At 72.8% G+C, this 17,586-nt stretch carries 14 protein-coding genes and 1 tRNA gene; 9 read left to right on the top strand and 6 right to left on the bottom strand.

What is annotated here, in order from left to right:
* Positions 1-105: 105 nt before the first annotated feature.
* The 4 genes from ABT084_RS03585 to ABT084_RS03570 all read left to right on the top strand — a co-directional run bounded on the left by ABT084_RS03585 (position 106) and on the right by ABT084_RS03570 (position 4,542).
* Entirely contained in the window at positions 106-1,380 is a 1,275-nt protein-coding gene (locus tag ABT084_RS03585) for an aspartate kinase (protein WP_351038010.1), read from the top strand.
* Positions 1,377-2,456, top strand: coding sequence for an aspartate-semialdehyde dehydrogenase (locus ABT084_RS03580; RefSeq protein WP_351038009.1), 1,080 nt, complete (start codon positions 1,377-1,379; stop codon positions 2,454-2,456). Before ABT084_RS03585 ends, ABT084_RS03580 begins: the two co-directional genes overlap by 4 nt.
* Positions 2,457-2,623: 167 nt before the next feature.
* Positions 2,624-3,373, top strand: a complete 750-nt coding sequence (locus ABT084_RS03575) for a SigE family RNA polymerase sigma factor (protein WP_502968832.1) — start codon at positions 2,624-2,626, stop codon at positions 3,371-3,373.
* Positions 3,370-4,542 (top strand): hypothetical protein, encoded by a 1,173-nt coding sequence (locus ABT084_RS03570; RefSeq protein ID WP_351038008.1) that lies wholly within the window; start codon positions 3,370-3,372, stop codon positions 4,540-4,542. The genes ABT084_RS03575 and ABT084_RS03570 overlap by 4 nt, the downstream gene beginning before the upstream one ends.
* Here the strand turns inward: ABT084_RS03570 and ABT084_RS03565 are convergent.
* Both ABT084_RS03565 and ABT084_RS03560 read right to left on the bottom strand, forming a co-directional pair.
* Positions 4,493-5,347 carry an SURF1 family protein gene (locus ABT084_RS03565; protein ID WP_351038007.1) on the bottom strand — a complete coding sequence of 285 codons (855 nt, stop codon included), beginning with the start codon at positions 5,345-5,347 and terminating at the stop codon, positions 4,493-4,495. The genes ABT084_RS03570 and ABT084_RS03565 overlap by 50 nt on opposite strands.
* Before the next feature lie 86 nt (positions 5,348-5,433).
* Positions 5,434-7,275: a S9 family peptidase gene (locus ABT084_RS03560; protein WP_351038006.1), complete on the bottom strand. Its 1,842-nt coding sequence runs from the start codon at positions 7,273-7,275 to the stop codon at positions 5,434-5,436.
* A 79-nt stretch (positions 7,276-7,354) separates the two neighbouring features.
* On the opposite strand from ABT084_RS03560, the gene codA reads away from it, so the two are divergent.
* The 4 genes from codA to ABT084_RS03540 all read left to right on the top strand — a co-directional run bounded on the left by codA (position 7,355) and on the right by ABT084_RS03540 (position 11,353).
* On the top strand, positions 7,355-8,677 hold the full coding sequence (codA, locus tag ABT084_RS03555) for a cytosine deaminase (RefSeq protein WP_351038005.1): 1,323 nt from the start codon (positions 7,355-7,357) through the stop codon (positions 8,675-8,677).
* 40 nt (positions 8,678-8,717) lie between these two features.
* On the top strand, positions 8,718-9,296 hold the full coding sequence (locus ABT084_RS03550; protein ID WP_351038004.1) for an HD domain-containing protein: 579 nt from the start codon (positions 8,718-8,720) through the stop codon (positions 9,294-9,296).
* A 98-nt stretch (positions 9,297-9,394) separates the two neighbouring features.
* The gene (locus ABT084_RS03545; protein WP_351038003.1) at positions 9,395-9,913 is read left to right on the top strand and encodes a DUF5956 family protein; all 519 of its coding nucleotides are present in this window, start codon (positions 9,395-9,397) and stop codon (positions 9,911-9,913) included.
* A gap of 177 nt (positions 9,914-10,090) precedes the next feature.
* A complete protein-coding gene (locus ABT084_RS03540; protein WP_351038002.1) occupies positions 10,091-11,353 on the top strand; it encodes an SLC13 family permease in 1,263 nt (420 codons plus the stop codon).
* Between the two features lie 342 nt (positions 11,354-11,695).
* On the opposite strand, the gene ABT084_RS03535 is transcribed toward ABT084_RS03540, so the two are convergent.
* The 3 genes from ABT084_RS03535 to ABT084_RS03525 form a co-directional block, all read right to left on the bottom strand.
* Positions 11,696-13,345, bottom strand: coding sequence for an FAD-dependent monooxygenase (locus ABT084_RS03535; RefSeq protein WP_351038001.1), 1,650 nt, complete (start codon positions 13,343-13,345; stop codon positions 11,696-11,698).
* Positions 13,346-13,516: 171 nt separating this feature from the next.
* A tRNA-Pro gene (locus ABT084_RS03530) sits at positions 13,517-13,590 on the bottom strand.
* 91 nt (positions 13,591-13,681) lie between these two features.
* A complete protein-coding gene (locus ABT084_RS03525; protein ID WP_351038000.1) occupies positions 13,682-14,620 on the bottom strand; it encodes a metallophosphoesterase in 939 nt (312 codons plus the stop codon).
* Between the two features lie 67 nt (positions 14,621-14,687).
* Between ABT084_RS03525 and ABT084_RS03520 the strand changes: the two genes are divergently transcribed.
* A complete protein-coding gene (locus ABT084_RS03520; protein WP_351037999.1) occupies positions 14,688-15,149 on the top strand; it encodes a GatB/YqeY domain-containing protein in 462 nt (153 codons plus the stop codon).
* A gap of 104 nt (positions 15,150-15,253) precedes the next feature.
* On the opposite strand, the gene ABT084_RS03515 is transcribed toward ABT084_RS03520, so the two are convergent.
* Entirely contained in the window at positions 15,254-17,575 is a 2,322-nt protein-coding gene (locus ABT084_RS03515) for a transglycosylase domain-containing protein (protein ID WP_351037998.1), read from the bottom strand.
* Between the last annotated feature and the right edge of the window lie 11 nt (positions 17,576-17,586).

Below are 17,586 nucleotides of genomic sequence, written 5' to 3'. Positions count from 1 at the left end.
CCCGATCTTTGATCTTTTCGTCTCATGATGTGGTACGAGGCGGTCGGATCGCGGCCGCTCGTTAGACTGCACCCGCAAACAGACGGACTTGATCGAGGAGCGCACGTGGGCCTAGTCGTGCAGAAGTACGGAGGCTCCTCCGTAGCTGATGCCGAGGGCATCAAGCGGGTCGCCAAGCGGATCGTCGACGCCAAGAAGGACGGCCACCAGGTCGTCGTCGTGGTGTCGGCGATGGGCGACACGACGGACGAGCTGATCGATCTCGCCGAGCAGGTGTCTCCGATGCCTGCCGGGCGTGAATTCGACATGCTGCTGACCGCGGGAGAGCGGATTTCCATGGCCCTGCTGGCCATGGCGATCAAAAACCTGGGCCACGAGGCCCAGTCGTTCACCGGCAGCCAGGCAGGCGTGATCACCGACTCGGTCCACAACAAAGCGCGCATCATCGATGTCACGCCGGGCCGGATCCGCACCGCGCTGGACGAGGGCAACATCGCCATCGTCGCAGGTTTCCAGGGTGTCTCCGCGGACAGCAAGGACATCACCACCCTCGGCCGCGGCGGGTCGGACACGACCGCCGTCGCCCTGGCCGCGGCGCTCGACGCCGAGGTCTGCGAGATCTACACCGACGTGGACGGCGTCTTCACCGCGGACCCCCGCGTCGTGAAGAAGGCCCGGAAGATCGACTGGATCTCCTCCGAGGACATGCTGGAGCTGGCCGCGTCCGGCTCCAAGGTGCTGCTGCACCGCTGCGTGGAGTACGCGCGCCGATACAACATCCCGATCCACGTCCGCTCGTCCTTCTCCGGACTGCGCGGCACCTGGGTCAGCAACGAGAATCCGCAAGGGGACGAGCCGGTGGAGCACGCCATCATCTCCGGAGTCGCTCACGACGTCTCCGAAGCCAAGATCACGGTCGTCGGTGTGCCGGACAAGCCGGGCGAGGCCGCGGCCATCTTCCGTGCCATCGCGGATGCCGAGATCAACATCGACATGATCGTGCAGAACGTGTCCGCCGCCTCCACCGGCCTGACGGACATCTCCTTCACCCTCCCGAAGTCCGAGGGCCACAAGGCCATCGACGCCCTGGAGAAGGCGAAGGGCGCGATCGGCTTCGACTCGCTGCGCTACGACGACCAGATCGGCAAGATCTCCCTGGTCGGCGCGGGCATGAAGACGAACCCGGGCGTCACCGCCTCGTTCTTCCAGGCCCTGTCCGACGCGGGCGTCAACATCGAGCTGATCTCGACCTCCGAGATCCGCATCTCGGTGGTCACCCGTCAGGACGACGTCAACGAAGCCGTCCGCGCCGTGCACTCGGCCTTCGGCCTCGACTCCGACAGCGACGAAGCCGTCGTCTACGGAGGCACGGGACGTTGAACACGGCCGCCGACCGGTCCTCCGCCCCGGCGCTGGCCGTGGTCGGGGCGACCGGAGCGGTCGGTTCCGTGCTGCTCCGGATGCTGTCCCAGCGGGCGGACATCTGGGGCGACCTGCGCCTGATCGCCTCCTCGCGCTCGGCCGGCCGACGGCTGACCGTGCGCGGGGAGGAGAGCGAGGTGCTCGCCCTCACCGAGGACGCCTTCGACGGCCTCGGCGCGGGCGATGTGGCGATCTTCCTGACCCCGGCCGAGGTCTCGGCCCGCTGGGCGCCCGTGGTGACCGCCCGCGGCGCCGTCGTGGTCGACCACTCCGCGGCCTTCCGCGGCGACCCCGAGGTCCCGCTGGTGGTGCCCGAGATCAACGCGCACGCCGTACGGACGCGCCCGCGCGGGATCGTCGCCGGGCCGGACTCCGTCACCGCCGCGATGATCGCGGCCGTGGGCGCGCTGCACGCCGAGTACGCGCTGACCGGGCTGGTCGTCTCCTCGTACCAGGCCGCGAGCGCCGAGGGCCGGGCCGGAGCCGAGACGCTGCGCCGCCAGGTGGCCCTGGTCGCCGGGACGGAGCTGGGCGAGCACACCGGCGACGTGCGCCGCGCCGTCGGCGAGGACACCGGGCCCTTCGCGGCGCCGCTCGTCCTCAACGTGGTGCCCTGGTCCGGTTCGCTCGAGGCGGACGGCTGGTCCTCGCACGAGCTGGCGGTACGGGCGGAGCTCCGCCGCATCCTGGAACTTGACGCACTTCCCGTCTCCGTGACCTGCGTGCAGGTCCCGGTGATGACCGGGCATTCGCTGACGGTACGGGCCGCCTTCGAGAACCCGGTGGAGCTGGTGCGGGCCCGGGAGATCCTGGAGGCCGCCCCCGGGGTGGTGCTCGTGGACGACCCGGCGGCGGGGGAGTTCCCGACGCCCGTGGACGCGGCGGGCACCGATCCCGCCTGGGTGGGGCGGGTGCGGGTGTCGCTCGACGACCCGCGCGCGCTGGAGTTCTTCGTCTGCGCCGACAATCTCCGCAAGGGCGTCGCCCTGAACGCCACCCAGATCGCGGAACTGATCGCGGGTGAATTCGCGTAATTCGCTTTGTAGGATCGGTGGCGATCCCTTGATCAAGGTGAAGAGCGGTTACGCATGAGGGCGAGCGACACAATGCTGGTGAGGCTGCCGCACGCGTACAACCCTGACCGGGGGACGCGTGTCCAACTGGCGTGGCAGAGGCATTGCTCGACTTCGTGGTTCCACCGGTGCGCCCCGGGATCCGTCCCGTGCGGCGGCGCTCACCGCACTCCCGCCCCACCGGCGGCCTCCCGGTGATCGTGCCCCTTCCGGCCGGAACGCCGGGTACCAGCGCGTCGGCCCTGCCCGCCGCGAAGGCCAGGGGGGTCCGCGTGCCCTCCCCGCGTGACGGCTCCGACGGCGCGGCCCCCGGGCCCGCGGCCGGCGAGCCGGCGGCGGCGGGAGCGGCGATACCCGGGGCGGCGGCCCCCGAGGCGGCCGTCGGCACCACCGTCGACCACCTCACCGCGACCTACCAGGCGCACTACCGCTCCCTGCTGGGCCTCGCCGCGCTGCTCCTCGACGACACCGCGTCCTGCGAGGACGTGGTCCAGGAGGCGTTCATCCGGGTCCACTCCGCGCGCAGCCGGGTCCGCGAGCCGGAGAAGACCCTGGCGTACCTGCGCCAGACCGTCGTCAACCTCTCGCGCTCCGCGCTGCGCCGCCGCATCATCGGCCTCAAGCTGCTGTCGAAGCCGATGCCCGACATGGCGAGCGCCGAAGAGGGCGCCTACGAGCAGCTGGAGCGGGACGACCTGATCAAATCGATGCGCGGACTCCAGCGCCGCCAGCGCGAGGTGCTGGTGCTGCGCTACTTCGCGGACATGACGGAGGCCCAGGTCGCCGAGGCGCTCGGGATATCCCTCGGCTCGGTCAAGGCGTACGGATCGCGGGGCATTGCCGCGCTGCGGGTGGCGATGGAGGCTGCGCAGTCATGAGTGACCAGGTGAACCGTTTCGGCGGCACGCACGACCAGGATCCCGGCGACCGCGCTCACGCCCACGACCACGAGCGCGACCTCGCCCCCGACCGCGACCGCGACCGCGACCGCGCCCACGACCTGGGACCGCAGGAGCTGCGCGGGCTGCTGCTCGGCGCCGTCGGCGGCCTGACGCCCTCGGACGGCGCGCTGGAGCGCCTGCGCCACGCCGTCCCGGCCCGCAAGGCCCGTAAGCGCCAGGCCGTCATCGGCGCCGCCGCGGCCGTCCTGCTGTGCGGTACGGCGGTCCCGGTCGCCATGCGTCTGACGGCGGCCGAGGGCACGGCGGGCGACCACTCGGCGATGGCGGGCCACTCCGCGACCGCGGAGGGCAAACACAAGGGCGCCTCCGATCCGCACGCGGCCGGAGCGGGCCAGGCCCCCCGGTCCGCGCAGGACCCGGCCCCCGGCCAGGGCGCGGCCGGCGCCGACCGCACTCCGCCGCCCGGAGCGCCGACCCAGGCCGTCGGCGGCAGCGGCTCCGGTCAGGCCACCGCGGGCGCCCCGGCCGGCGGCGGCCCGCTGCCCTCCGCGGCGCCCGGGCTGCCCGGCTGCGGCGAGGCCCAGCTCGGCGTGCGCGCCGGGGCCCGTACCGCGGCGGCGGACGGCAAGGTCTACGGCAGCTTCCGGGTCACCAACCTCTCCACCAGCGGCTGCGCCGTCACCGGCTCCGACACCCTCACGGCCGCCCCGGCGGCGGGGGCGGCGGCCGGGCAGGCCCCCGTCGCGGTCCTCGCGCACACCGCGAGCGATCCCGCGACCGGGCTGCCGGAACCGGTGGCCCAGGCGCCGAGCCTGGTCCTCCAGCCCGCCATGGCCTACGAGGTGCGCTTCGCGTTCGTGCCGGACGCGTCCTGCCCGGCGGGCACCCCGGCCCCGGGCCCCAAGCCCCCGCAGGTCGGCGGCGCGCTGGCCCCGGGCACCACGGCCACCGACAGCGCGACGGCCGCGGAGCCGACGCGCGGACCGGTCCCGGAGGGCGCCGGGGTCGCGCTCACGCACGCCCCCCAGGGGGGCGCGCCCGTGACCACGACGACCATCCCCACGGCCTGTGGGGGCACGGTCTACCGCACGGGTGTCATTCCGCTGGACGCGACGTCGACGTCGCCGTCGAAGCCGCAGCCGTAGCAGGAGCCGTGGCGGTGGCCGGGGTGGCGGCCGGGGCGGGGCCCGGAGCCGTCCGCGGCAGCAGCCCGGCCTCCGCGTCGCGCAGGGTCTCGACCTCGCGCCGGTAGAGCCGGAACCACATGAAGAGCACGAAGGCCGAGAAGACGAACCACTCGCCGGTGTAGCCGAGGTTCTGGAAGGCCTTGAGGTCGAGCCCGGTGTTCGCCGGCGCCTTGGCCGGGACCGGAACCATCCCGTCCGAGGCCGTCGGCACGGTCAGCCACGCGTCGTACAGCCCGTACGGCACCAGGTTGACCAGCGAGGCCGCCCCGATCACCCCGAGCTGTCCGGCGGGCAGACCGCCCTGCGCGTGGACACCCTTGGTGCTGGAGCTCTCCGGGGCCTGGAGCACGCCGGAGACCTGGACCCGGCCGGTCGGCGGGGCCGGAGCCCTGGCCGCGTCCGGCGTCCCCGGGAGCCAGCCGCGGACCACCGGGACGGCCTTGCCGCCGTCGGTGCGCAGCAAGGTCAGCACGTAGAACCCGGTCTTCCCCTCCAGCAGCCGGTCCGGGACCAGGAACTGCTCGGCGTACGCGCCGGAGGCGGAGGCGAGGCGTCCCGAGGTCCGGGTGTCCACCGGGAGCAGGGAGTCCAGCGGGGCCGCGCCCTGGTCGGCGGGCCGCTCGGCGGTCGCCTCCCGGTGGCTGCCGACGCGGTCCTCGAACCGGCCGAGCTGCCACGTCCCCATGAACAGACAGAAGGGAACGGCCAGCACGACGAAGACGTTGATCCCCCACCAGCGCGGGGTCAGGAGAAACCGGTGCACCCCACCACCGTACGGGGGGTGCACCGGTCGCCTCGTCCCGGGTGGGGCCGCGCCCGGGGCGGCCCCGGACCGCGCCGGACCCGGTGTCAGGCCGCGGGCCCCTGCGGCAGGTGCTTCAGCGCGAAGTCCAGCTCCATCCGGACCTGCTTGATCCGCTCCTCCACGACCAGCGAGCCGTGCCCGGCGTCGTAGCGGTAGACCTCGTGCTCGGCGCCGCGCGCGACCAGCCGCTCGACGTAGTTGTCGATCTGCCGGATCGGGCAGCGCGGGTCGTTCACGCCCGCCGCGATGTGCACCGGCGCCCGCACCGCGTCGACGTACGTCAGCGGCGAGGACGCGGCGAAGCGGTCCGGCACCTCCTCGGGCGTCCCCCCGAACAGGGTCCGGTCCAGCGCCTTGAGCGGCTCCATCTCGTCCTCGTACGCCGCCACGTAGTCGGCGACGGGCACCGCGGCCAGCCCCACGGCCCACACCTCGGGCTGCGTGCCCAGGCCCAGCAGGCTCAGGTAGCCGCCCCACGAGCCGCCGGACAGCACCAGGCGCGCCGGATCGGCCAGCCCGGACTCCACCGCCCACGCGCGCACCGCGTCGATGTCCTCCAGCTCGATCAGGCCGACCCGGTGCTTGAGGGCGTCGGTCCACTCGCGGCCGTAGCCGGTCGAGCCCCGGTAGTTGACCCGGACCACCGCGAAGCCGTGGTCCAGCCAGGCCGCGGGGGTGGCGGCGAAGGCGTCGCTGTCGTGCCAGGTCGGGCCGCCGTGGATCTCGAAGATGGTCGGGAAGGGCCCGTCGCCGTGTCCGGCCGGGCGCTGCGCCAGCGCGTGGATCCGGCCGCCCGGACCCTCCACCCACACGTCCTCGACCGGCACGGAGCCCGGCGGCCGGAAGCCCGGCGGGTCCAGCACCACCGCGCCGGTGGTGGACCGTACCGAGGCGGGCTCGGCGGCCGAGGACCACTGGTACTCCACCGTGCCGTCGGGGCGGGCGGTCGCGCCCGAGACCGTACCGGGCGGGGTGTCGACGCGGACCAGCTCGCGCGCCGCGAGGTCGTAGCGCCACAGCTCGCCGCGCGCCTCGAACTCGTGCGCGATCAGCAGGGCGCTGCCGTCCGGATACCACTCGGCGCTCACGTCACCGGGCAGGTCGATCTCCAGGTCCTCCTGGGTGCCGGCCGCGATGTCCCAGATCATCGGCTCCCAGCGGCCGCGCCGCTGGTGGCCGACCAGCAGCCGGGTGTCCCCGGCGACCGGCGCGAAACCGAGCGCCGACAGGCCCAGCTCCTCCGTGCCGCCCTTGGTGTCGTCCAGCTCGGCGACGGTCGCCCCGTCCAGGGTGACCACGCGCAGCGAGGAGTGCATCGCGTCGCCGTGCTCGGTGTGCTCGATCACGACGAGGGTGCCGTCGCGGGAGAGGTCGCCCACGCCCGCCGACTCGTGGTGGCGGTAGATCTCCACCGGCTCCGCACCGGGGCGTACGACGTGCAGCGTCGAGCCGTCCTCGTCGGTGGAGCGGCCCACCACCGCCGTGCCGTCCCGGCCGATGGCCAGACCGCCCGGGTAGGAGGGCTCCAGACCCGGGGTCGCCGGCTCGTCGGGGCCGCCCTCGAAGGGCTGGCGCACCCAGACGCCGAACTCGTCCCCGTCGGTGTCGGAGAACCACCAGATCCAGGCGCCGTCGGGGGTGAGGGTGCCGTCGGTGGTGCCGTTCGGGCGGTCGGTGGCCTGGCGCTGCGTGCCGGTCGCGCGGTCCCACGCGTACAGCTCGTACGTCCCCGTCGCGTTGGAGACGAAGAGACTGCGGTCCGGAGCGTCCTCGGCCCAGTCGGGCAGCCCGACGCGGGGGGCCCGGAAACGCTTCTCCCAGTCCGGCATCGCGGGCGGGGCACTGGAGGTCGAGGCACTCACATCGCTGCTCACATCGCTGGTCATGCGCCCATTCTTGCCGCACCGGGCGCCGTGATGTCGCGATGCCGCCGGATGTGCCACCGCACCGCTATATCGTCACGGTATGCGCATGATCGTCCGGGGTGCCCGGCTGCACACAGGAGAGGGCCGGGGCGCGGTCGCCCCCGGCCTCGTCGACGTGGAAGTGGCCGAGGACGGCCTGATCGCCCGCCTCATCCCGCACGACGACGAGCGTGAACCCCCGATGACGGGGACCCTCATCGACGCGCACGGCGGGCTGCTCACCGCGCCCTTCGTCGAACCGCACATCCACCTCGACACCGCGCTGACCGCGGGCGAGCCGCGCCCGAACGCCTCCGGCACCCTCTGGGAGGGCATCGCCTGCTGGAGCGAGCGCAAGCGGACCCTGATCCGCGAGGACGTCGTCGCGCGCGCCACCGAGGTGCTGCGCTGGCAGGCCGCGCAGGGCGTGCTGTACGTCCGCACGCACTGCGACGTCACCGACCCCGGCCTGATCGCGCTCGACGCGCTGGCGGAGGTCCGCGACCGGGTGCGGGACGTGATGACCCTCCAGATCGTCGCCTTCCCGCAGGAGGGCATCGTCTCCTTCCCCGACGGCGAGCGCCTGATGCGCGAGGCGGTGGTGCGCGGCGCGGACGTGATCGGCGCGATCCCGCACTTCGAGGACACCCGCGAGGACGGCGTCGACTCGCTGCGCTTCGCCTTCGAACTGGCCGAGCGGCACGGGCTGCGCGTGGACGCCCACTGCGACGAGATCGACGACGAGCAGTCGCGCTTCGTGGAGGTACTGGCCACCCTGGCGCTGCGCTCCGGGCTGCGCGGGCGGGCGACCGCCTCCCACACGACGGCCATGGGCTCCTACAACGGCGCCTACAGCTTCAAACTCCAGCGGCTGCTGGAGCGTTCCGGGATCAACCTGGTGAGCAACCCCTTCGCGAACCTCAACCTCCAGGGCCGCTTCGACGCCTATCCCAAGCGGCGCGGCCTCACCCAGGTCAAGGAGATGCTGGCCGCGGGGGTCAACGTGGCCTTCGGGCACGACGACGTGATGGACCCGTGGAACGCCCTGGGTACGGGGAACCCGCTCCAGACGGCCCTGGTCGGCCTGTACGCGGCCCAGTTGACGGGAACGGACGAGATCCCCACCGCGTTCTCCATGGTGACCGACCGCGCGGCCCGGGTGCTCGGGCTCGAGGACGACGCGTACGGCATCGCGGAGGGCGCCCCCGCCAACTTCGTGCTGCTGCCCGCGCCGTCACCGTCCGAGGCGCTGCGCCGCCAGGTCCGGCCGCGCTGCGTCGTCGCGCACGGCCGGATCCTCGCCGAGACCCCGGTGGCCCCGACCACGCTGAACTGGCCGGGGGAGGACCCGGAGCAGGTGGACTTCACCCGCCGCCTACAGTGACCAGCGTCAACCGGCGTCAGGCGGAGGGGAATCGAGCGACATGTGGACCATAGCGGGACGACCGGCCGAGGCAGCGCGGGAGATCGCCGCGGAGTATGCGGACGAGGCCCTCTTCAACCATTCCGTGCGTTCCTACGCCTTCGGCGCGCGGTACGCCACCGAGCACGGCCTGGCGTATGACGAGGAGCTGTTCTACGTCGCCGCGCTGCTGCACGACCTGGGCCTGACCGCCCCCTTCGACAGCCACACCCTCCCCTTCGAGGAGGCGGGCGGCCATGTGGCCCGCGTCCTGACGGCGGGCCTCGGCTGGGCCCCGGCGCGGCGCGCCCGCGCCGAGGAGATCATCGTGCGGCACATGCGCGAGGACGTCACGGCCGACGAGGACGTGGAGAGCCACCTGCTGCAGGTGGGCACCAGCGCCGACGTGTCGGGCCTGCGGGTGGAGGAGTTCGACGAGCGGTTCCGCGCCGAGCTGCTCGCCGCCCACCCGCGGGCGGACTTCGGCCCGTCCTTCCTCGCCCTGTTCGAGGACCAGGCGGCCCGCAAGCCCGACTGCTCGGCGGCCGGCCTGGTCGCCAACGGCCTCGCGACGCGGATCGCGAAGAACCCGCTGGGCTGAGAGGAACCCGCTGGGCTGAGAGGAAGCCGCTGGGCCGAGGGGGAGTCCTCGTAGCGGGCCTCCCCGCGGCGGGGCTCCGCCGTCGGTAGCCTGCGCCCATGTCATGGGACTGGGACGAGGACGGATCTCCGCACCCCCTCGCGCTGCGCCGCTCCGGGCGCAGCGAGCTGGAGCCGGACCGGCTGCCCGAGGTGCGCGAGCTGGAGGTGCTCGGCTGGGAACCGGCCCCCGAGCAGGCGCTGTGGGTGTTCCTGCCGTACGTGTGGCCCGCGGCCGCCCGGACCTGGGTGCCCGACCGCTCCACCCGCTGGGCCGTGGAGACCCGGCTGGACGGCCACGGCACCGTCACCGACGTGGAGTGCGCCCCGCTGTCGGCCGCCGACCTGCACGGCATGGACGCCGAGGCCGACGAGACCCTGGCCGGCCTCGGGCTGCCGCCCCGCCCGGCGGGCCGCCTGTGGCTGCTGCGCCCGGTGGGCCCCTTCGGGGACCTGGAGGCCGTACTGGCCCACCTGTACGCGGTGGCCGACGAGCGCGGGGTGGCGGCCTCGGCGACCGGGCCGTTCATGGAACTGGCCCGGGACGAACTGACGGCGCTGCTGGACGCGACGGGCTGAGGGCCGATGTCCAGCCCCTCCGGCGTTTGAGGCGCCCCCGGAGGGCAAGGGACCCGCACCCGGGGTGCGGGCGGCCGGTCTCGGCCCAGCGGGGGCCAACGGCCCGCACCCGGCGATGGGGGCGGAGGCCGGTGACCCGTCGCTCCGCGGCCACGACCTGCTGAGATGATCGGGGTCATGTCCTTCGATGCCTTCCCCTTCGCGGTATCGCTGGCCGCCCTGCTGGTGGTGCTGGTGTGCGCGGTGGCCCGCCCCTTCGGCCGCCCCGAGGCGTTCTTCGCCGTCCCGGCCGCCGTCGTGGTCATCGGCTGCGGGGCGATCGGCCTGGACGCGGTCCGGGCCGAGGCCGAGCGCCTGGGCCCGGTCATCGGCTTCCTCGCCGCCGTCCTCGTCCTGGCGAAGCTCTGCGCCGACGAGGGGCTCTTCCACGCCTGCGGCACCTGGATGGCCCGCTGGTCCGCGGGCCGCCCCCGCCGCCTGCTCGGCGCGGTCTTCGCGCTCGCCTCGCTGATCACGGCCGCCCTCAGCCTGGACGCGACGGTCGTCCTGCTCACCCCGGTCGTCTTCGCCACCGCCGCCCGCATGGGCGCCCGGCCCGCGCCCCACCTCTACGCGTGCGCGCACCTGTCGAACACCGCCTCGCTGCTGCTGCCCGTCTCCAACCTCACCAACCTGCTGGCCTTCGCCGCGAGCGGCCTCAGCTTCACCCGGTTCGCGGTCCTGATGACCCTGCCGTGGCTGGTCGCGATCGCGGTGGAGTACGTGGTCTTCCGCCGGTTCTTCGCCGCCGACCTCGATGCCGAACCGGCCGGGCGGGATGCCCTGGAGCCGCCCGAGCTGCCGCTGTTCGCGCTGCTGACCGTCGCGGGGACGCTGGCCGGGTTCGCGGTCGCCTCGGCCGTCGGGGCCGACCCCGCCTGGGCCGCGGCGGCGGGCGCGCTGGTGCTGGCCGTCCGGGCGCTGGCCCGGCGCCGGACCACCCCGGCCGCGATCCTGCGCTCGGCCGCGCTGCCGTTCCTCGCCTTCGTCCTGGCCCTGGGCATCGTCGTACGGGCCCTCGTCGACAACGGCCTCGGCGCGGCCCTCGCGCACGCCGTCCCCGCCGGCACCGGCCTGCCCGCGCTGCTCGGCCTGGCCGCGCTGGCCGCCGTACTCGCCAACCTGATCAACAACCTGCCCGCGGTCCTGGCCCTGGTCCCCCTGGTCGCCCCCGCGGGCCCGGGCGCCGTACTCGCCGTACTGCTGGGCGTGAACATCGGCCCGAACCTCACCTACGCGGGCTCCCTGGCCACCCTCTTGTGGCGCCGCATCGCCCACCACCACGACCACGAGGTCCGCCTGGTCGAGTTCACCCACCTGGGCCTCCTGACCACCCCACCCGCCCTCCTCCTCTCGACCACCGCCCTATGGCTCTCCCTCCTGCTAACGGGCACCACATAACCCCCTCCCAGCCCCGCGAACCTCAGCTCCGCCGGCGTTTGAGGCCCCGCCAATCCCACCCCGCCGGCGCACGTGCCCCGCCAATCCCAGCCCCTCGCCGGCGCACGTGGCCCCGCCAATCCCAGCCCCTCGCCGGCGCACGTGCCCCGCCAATCCCAGCCCCTCGCCGGCGCACGTGCCCCGCCAATCCCAGCCCCTCGCCGACGCACGTGCCCCGCCAATCCCAGCCCCTCGCCGACGCACGTGGCCCCGCCAATCTCAGCCTCGCCGGCGTTTGAGGCGCCCCCGGAGGGCAGGCACCGGCCCCGCACCCGCGCCCCGCACCCCACACCCCCGGCCCACTCAGCCGGCGAAGACCCGCGCCAGACAGGCCCGCAACTCCCCCACCCCCGGCGGAGCGATCCGCGCCGCGAGATACCCATCGGGCCGGATCAGGAACGCGGTCGTCTCCCGTACGCCGTACAACCGCCCGAACTCCCCCCGCGCATCGCGATACACAGGCACCGCCGCCCCCTCCGCACCTCCCGCGACCTCCCCGCCATCCGCCACCACCGCACACACCGCGACCCGCCCCGCCCCCACGCCCCCTACCGCGTCAGCGAGTTCGGCACACCCCTCCGGCACCCGCCCGTCGGGCCCGTACAGCACCAGCAGGTGCTCACACCCCCGCAGCAGGTCGAACAACCGCCGCGGATACGCCGTGATCTCCCTGGTCAGCCCCCCACAGTCGGGAGCCCGGTCACCGGGCCAGGGCTCCGGCCCACCCTCCACCCCCGGCTCCACCAACGGGCTCCCCCGGTAGCCGACGAGCAGCTGCGCCTCGCGCAGCATCAGCGTCCGCGGATCGGACCGGTCCGCCTGCACCCCCTGGGCCGCGTGCCGGACCGTCCGCCCGACGACCTCCTCACCGACCGGCCGCCGCTCGGCGTCGTAACTGGCGAGCAGCCCCGGATCCGCGGCGCCCTCGACGGCCAGCGCCAGCTTCCAGCCCAGGTTCCACGCGTCCTGGATGCCGGTGTTCATGCCCTGCGCGCCGGTCGGCGGATGGATGTGCGCGGCGTCCCCGGCGACGAAGACCCGCCCGCTCCCGTAGCGGTCCACCAGCCGGTGGCTGATCCGGAACACGGAGGCCCAGCGCAGCGCGGACGCGGTCGTGGGCCGCGGCGACAACCGCTCCAGCACCTCCTGGACGTGCCGCAGGCCCGGTGCCCGCCCGCCGTCCGCGTCCAGGCCGTGCGCGATCCCGTCACCGCTCCGCCCCGCCGCGGCGGACAGCTCCGGCGGCACCATCATGGACATCCGGTACCGCCCCGCCCCGGGCAGCGGTATGCACACCAGCACGTCGTCGACCGCGCCCCGCTCGTCGTGGTGCATGGCCCGCACGCCGTACCCGGACGGCAGGTCCCAGCCGACCTCCACGTCGGCGAGCATGTACTCCTCGGGGAACGCACCCCCCTCGAAGCTCAGCCCGAGCCCCTTGCGCACGACGCTGTGCGCACCGTCGCAGCCCACCAGGTACCGGGCGCGGACCTCTTCTTCCCCGGCGGGGGAGCGCAGCAGGCAGGTCACCCCGTCGGCGTCCTGCGTGAACGACACGAGCTCGGTGGACCGCTCGATCCCGGTCCCGAACCGGTTCAGGAACCTCTCGAGCACGTCCTCGGTCTCGTACTGCGGCAGCGCGGCGAAGCCGTACGGCACCTCGGGCGGCAGCGCCAGCTCGAGCCGGGGCTGCTCGACCCCGTTGACGTACGTCAGCTGCCCCCGCAGCGGCACCGCCCGGTCGAGGGCGTCGTGCACCAGGCCCATCCGGTCCCAGACCTCCAGGGTCCGCGGCTGGATGCCCACCGCCTTCGCGTACGGCAACCGGGCCGGAAGCCGGTCGACGAGCCGGCAGCCGACACCGCGGCGCCGCAGCTCACCCGCGACCGTCAGCCCGACCGGCCCGGCCCCGGCCACCAGCACGTCAGTGATTCCTCCGGCATGGTCCGTCACTGGTCTCTCCCAGCATGCGACCCCCACACGAACGGCTCCCCGCCCCCATGATCACCCCCGAAGCCCCACCCGGCACCCTGACACCACCTCACCACCCACCCCGGAGAACCCCGGAAAACACAAGAGGACCCGACCCGCAATGCGGATCAGGCCCTACCTGGTCTTACGAAGTCGGGGTGGCGGGATTTGAACCCACGACCTCTTCGTCCCGAACGAAGCGCGCTGCCAAGCTGCGCTACACCCCGATCGCCGCCTTGGCGGTGTTGCTGCCCTGGCGACATCGATTACTTTAGCGGACCCTTGGCCGGAGACGAAATCCGGTTTTCGCGGGGGTTCTCAGGGTGCGGCCGTCAGGGTGAGCAGGGTCGCTTCCGGGGGGCAGGCGAAGCGGACCGGGGTGAAACGGTTCGTGCCGCAGCCGGCCGAGACGTGCAGGTACGAGCGGTGTCCGGCGGCCTCGTGCGTGGAGAGGCCCTTCACCCGCTTGGCGTCCAGGTCGCAGTTGGTGACCAGGGCCCCGTAGAAGGGGACGCACAGCTGCCCGCCGTGCGTGTGCCCCGCGAGGATCAGCGGGTAGCCGTCCGCCGTGAAGGCTTCCAGCGCGCGCAGGTACGGAGCGTGCACGACGGCGAGCGAGAAGTCGGCGTCGGCCTCCGGCCCGCCGGCCACGCTCTCGTAGCGGTCGCGCTTGATGTGCGGGTCGTCCAGGCCGGTGAAGGCCAGCTCGAGCCCGTCCAGCTTCATCCGCGCCCGCGTGTTGGTGAGGTTCAGCCAGCCCGCCGTGTCGAAGGCGTCCCGCAGGTCCTGCCACGGGTTGTGCACGGCGCCGACGACCGGCTTGTTGCCGTTCAGACCGTGCCGGCCCTGGACCTTCTCGATCAGGTAGCGCCCCGGATTGCGCAGGCGCGGTCCGTAGTAGTCGTTCGAGCCGAAGACGTACGCGCCGGGGAACTCCATCAGCGGGCCGAGCGCGTCGAGCACGTCCGGCACGCCCTCGGTGTCCGAGAGGTTGTCGCCGGTGTTGACCACGAAGTCGGGCCGCAGCCCGGCCAGGGACTGGAGCCAGGCGCGCTTCTTGCGCTGCCCGCGGACCATGTGGATGTCCGACACCTGCAGGACCCGCAGGGGCCGCATCCCAGGGGGAAGGACCGGAACGGTCACCCGGCGCAACCGGAAGGACCGTGCCTCGAAACCGGCGGCGTACGCCACGCCGGCGGCCCCGGTGGCAGCGATTCCGGCAGTGACCTTCAGGGGGATCTTGTAACGCGCGCGCATGGCCCCATCGTCGCAGACCGGGAAAACAAGCGGGCGCCACCGCCCCCGCACCTGGCAGACTCGACCCATGACCACGCTCAAGGCCCAGCTCAGGGAAGACCTCACCGATGCCATCAAGGCGCGCGACGAACTCCGTTCGTCCACGCTGCGACTGACCCTCACCGCCATCACCAAGGAGGAGGTCGCGGGCAAGGAAGCGCGCGAGCTCTCCGACGACGAAGTCCTCAAGGTGATCGCCAAGGAGGCCAAGAAGCGCCGCGAGGCCGCCGAGGCCTTCGCGCAGGGTGGCCGGACCGAGCAGGCCGCGCGCGAGGTGGCCGAGGGCGAGCTGCTCGACGCGTACCTGCCCAAGCAGCTCTCCGACGACGAGCTGACCGCGATCGTCACCGCGGCCGTCGAGGAGGCCAAGGCGGCGGGTGCCGAGGGGCCGCGGGCGATGGGCGCCGTCATGAAGATCGTGAACCCGAAGGTGGCCGGGCTGGCGGAGGGCGGGCGCGTCGCCGCCACCGTCAAGAAGCTCCTCTCCTAGCTCCTAGCTCCTAGCTCCGGGCTCCGGTCTCACAGGGGCATGAGGGGAGGGCCCCGGTCGCCGTTGCGACCGGGGCCCTCCCCTCATCCGTACCTACCCGCGCCCTACGGCCGGCGGCCCGTCGGCTCGCCCAGGAGGCCGCCCGGCCCCAGGGTGATGCCGGGGTTCGGGGGCAGGGCGCCGCCGGTCCCGGGGTCGCCCGTGGTCGCGCCCGCGATCGTCTGGCCGCCCGGCTGGCCGTCACCCGGCTTGCCGTCGCCGCCAGGCTTGCCGGGCTTGTTCTTCCCCGGCTTGTTCGGGTTCGGCGCGTTCCCGGTGCCGCGGCTGCCGCCGGAGGGGTTCGAGGGCTCCGGGATGTTGACCGTGGTGAAGGTCGGGGACTCGCGCCCGGACAGCGCGCCCGAGACCGCGTCCTTCCAGATCGGACCGGGCAGGCCGCCACCGAAGACCTTCGGGTAGTACTGACCGCCGATGGTGATGTCCTCCATCGAGATCTTCTTCGCACCGCCCGAGCCGACCCACACCGCGCCGGACATGTTCGGGGTGTAGCCGACGAACCAGGCGTTGTAGCGGCTGTCGGTGGTACCCGTCTTGCCCGCGCTGTCGCGGTCGGTCAGTCCGGCCTTCTCACCGGTACCTGAGTCGACCACTCCGCGCAGCAGGGTGTTGATGGTGTCGGCGGTCTGCTCCGACATGGCCTGGTCGCACTTGGACTTCGGCACCTGGAGCGCCTTGTTGTGCGAGTCGGTGATCGCCTCGATCGCGATCGGGGTGCAGTAGACACCGCGGTTGGCGAAGGTGGCGTACGCGTTGGCCATCGTCAGCGGGGACATCTCGGCGGAGCCGAGCGCGATGGACGGGGACTCCGGGAGCTTCTCGCCGCTGGCCGGGACGACGTTCAGCTTCTGCGTCATCTCGGTCACCGGGCAGAGCCCGACATCGCCGATCATCTGGACGAAGTACGTGTTGATGGACTTCTCCATCGCCGTCTTCAGCGCGTACGGGCCGTACTCCTCCTCGGTCTCGTTCTGCGCCTTCTCGTACTTCTTGGTCTTCGGGTCGCGCTCGTTGACGTACTGCGTGCCGTCGCAGCGCTGGATCGGGCTCGGGTAGTCGATCTCGTACGGCGCCGGGTACACCTTCGTCGGTGCCGTCCCGCGCTCCAGCGCGGCGGCCGCGATGAACGGCTTGAAGGTCGAGCCCGTCTGGAAGCCGAAGTTGGAGCCGCCCATCCGCTTGTCCACGGAGTAGTTGATCTGCGTCTCGTTCTTCCCGAAGCCGTACGGCTTCGACTGCCCCATCGCCAGCACCCGGCCGGTGCCCGGCTGGACCATGGTCACGGCCGTCGCGATGGAGTCGTCGGCGTAGACGTGCTCCTTGATCGAGGCGTTGGCCGACTCCTGCGACTGCGGGTCCAGAGTGGTCCGGACGGTCAGGCCGCCGCGGTTCCAGACCTTCGCCCGCTCCTCGCGCGTCTTGCCGAAGACCGTGTCGGACAGGAAGGTGTTGCGCACGTAGTCACAGAAGAAGCCCGCGCCCTTGACGGCGGTGATGCAGCCGTTCTTGGGGCGGGTCACCTTCAGCGTGACGGGCTTGAGCTTCGCCGCGTCCGCCTCGGCCTGCGAGACGTCCTTCATGTCGGCCATCCGCTGGAGGACGACGTTGCGGCGCTTCATCGACTCGGCCGAGTCGTTGACCGGGTCGAAGCGGCTCGGAGACTGGACGATGCCCGCGAGCAGCGCGGCCTCGTCCAGGGTGAGGTCCTTGGCGGGCTTGCTGAAGTAGCGCTGCGCCGCCGACTCGATTCCGTACGCCTGCTGGCCGAAGTACGTGATGTTGAGGTAGTTCTCGAGAATCTTCTTCTTCCCGAGCTCCTCCTCGACCTGGATCGAGTACTTCAGCTCGCGGATCTTGCGGCCGAGGCTCTTCTCCTGGGCCTCGCGCACCTTGCTCTCGTCGTCGCCGGCCTCTTCGACGAAGACGTTCTTCACGTACTGCTGCGTGAGCGTGGAGGCGCCCTGTGCGGCGCCGCCCTCCTGCGCGTTGCGGTTCACGGCGCGCAGGATGCCCTTGAGGTCCACCGCGCCGTGTTCGTAGAAACGCGAGTCCTCGATCGCGACGATCGCCTTCTGCATGTACGGCGAGATCGCGGTGAGCGGGACGACCTGGCGGTCACGCGAATAGACAGTGGCGATCAAGCCACCTTCGGAGTCCAGGATCGTGGTGCGCTGACTCAGCGGCGGTGTCTTCAGATTGGCCGGGATCTCGTCGAATCCCTCGACCGTGCCCTTGGCGGCGAGGCCCAGCGCTCCCGCGCCGGGGATCGCGATGCCGGCGAGCACGACTCCGGAGAGAACGGACACCCCGAGGAACCTGGCGGCCTGTTGGCTCCCCGAGAGCCCTCCGCTTGAGCGCTTCTTTCCCATGGAGGGCAGCC

The organism is Streptomyces sp. NPDC002138, assembly GCF_040296485.1.
Classification (GTDB): Bacteria; Actinomycetota; Actinomycetes; order Streptomycetales; family Streptomycetaceae; genus Streptomyces.
Note: the sequence above shows the minus strand (reverse complement) of the source record. Positions and strands in the feature narration are given on the sequence as shown.

Excerpts from the sequence above, each read along its gene's own strand:
- ABT084_RS03570 (WP_351038008.1), top strand. The coding sequence starts at position 3,370 with ATGAGTGACCAGGTGAACCGTTTCGGCGGCACGCACGACCAGGATCCC.
- ABT084_RS03560 (WP_351038006.1), bottom strand. The coding sequence starts at position 7,275 with ATGACCAGCGATGTGAGCAGCGATGTGAGTGCCTCGACCTCCAGTGCC.
- codA (WP_351038005.1), top strand. The coding sequence starts at position 7,355 with ATGCGCATGATCGTCCGGGGTGCCCGGCTGCACACAGGAGAGGGCCGG.
- ABT084_RS03550 (WP_351038004.1), top strand. The coding sequence starts at position 8,718 with ATGTGGACCATAGCGGGACGACCGGCCGAGGCAGCGCGGGAGATCGCC.
- ABT084_RS03545 (WP_351038003.1), top strand. The coding sequence starts at position 9,395 with ATGTCATGGGACTGGGACGAGGACGGATCTCCGCACCCCCTCGCGCTG.
- ABT084_RS03540 (WP_351038002.1), top strand. The coding sequence starts at position 10,091 with ATGTCCTTCGATGCCTTCCCCTTCGCGGTATCGCTGGCCGCCCTGCTG.
- ABT084_RS03525 (WP_351038000.1), bottom strand. The coding sequence starts at position 14,620 with ATGCGCGCGCGTTACAAGATCCCCCTGAAGGTCACTGCCGGAATCGCT.
- ABT084_RS03520 (WP_351037999.1), top strand. The coding sequence starts at position 14,688 with ATGACCACGCTCAAGGCCCAGCTCAGGGAAGACCTCACCGATGCCATC.
- ABT084_RS03515 (WP_351037998.1), bottom strand. The coding sequence starts at position 17,575 with ATGGGAAAGAAGCGCTCAAGCGGAGGGCTCTCGGGGAGCCAACAGGCC.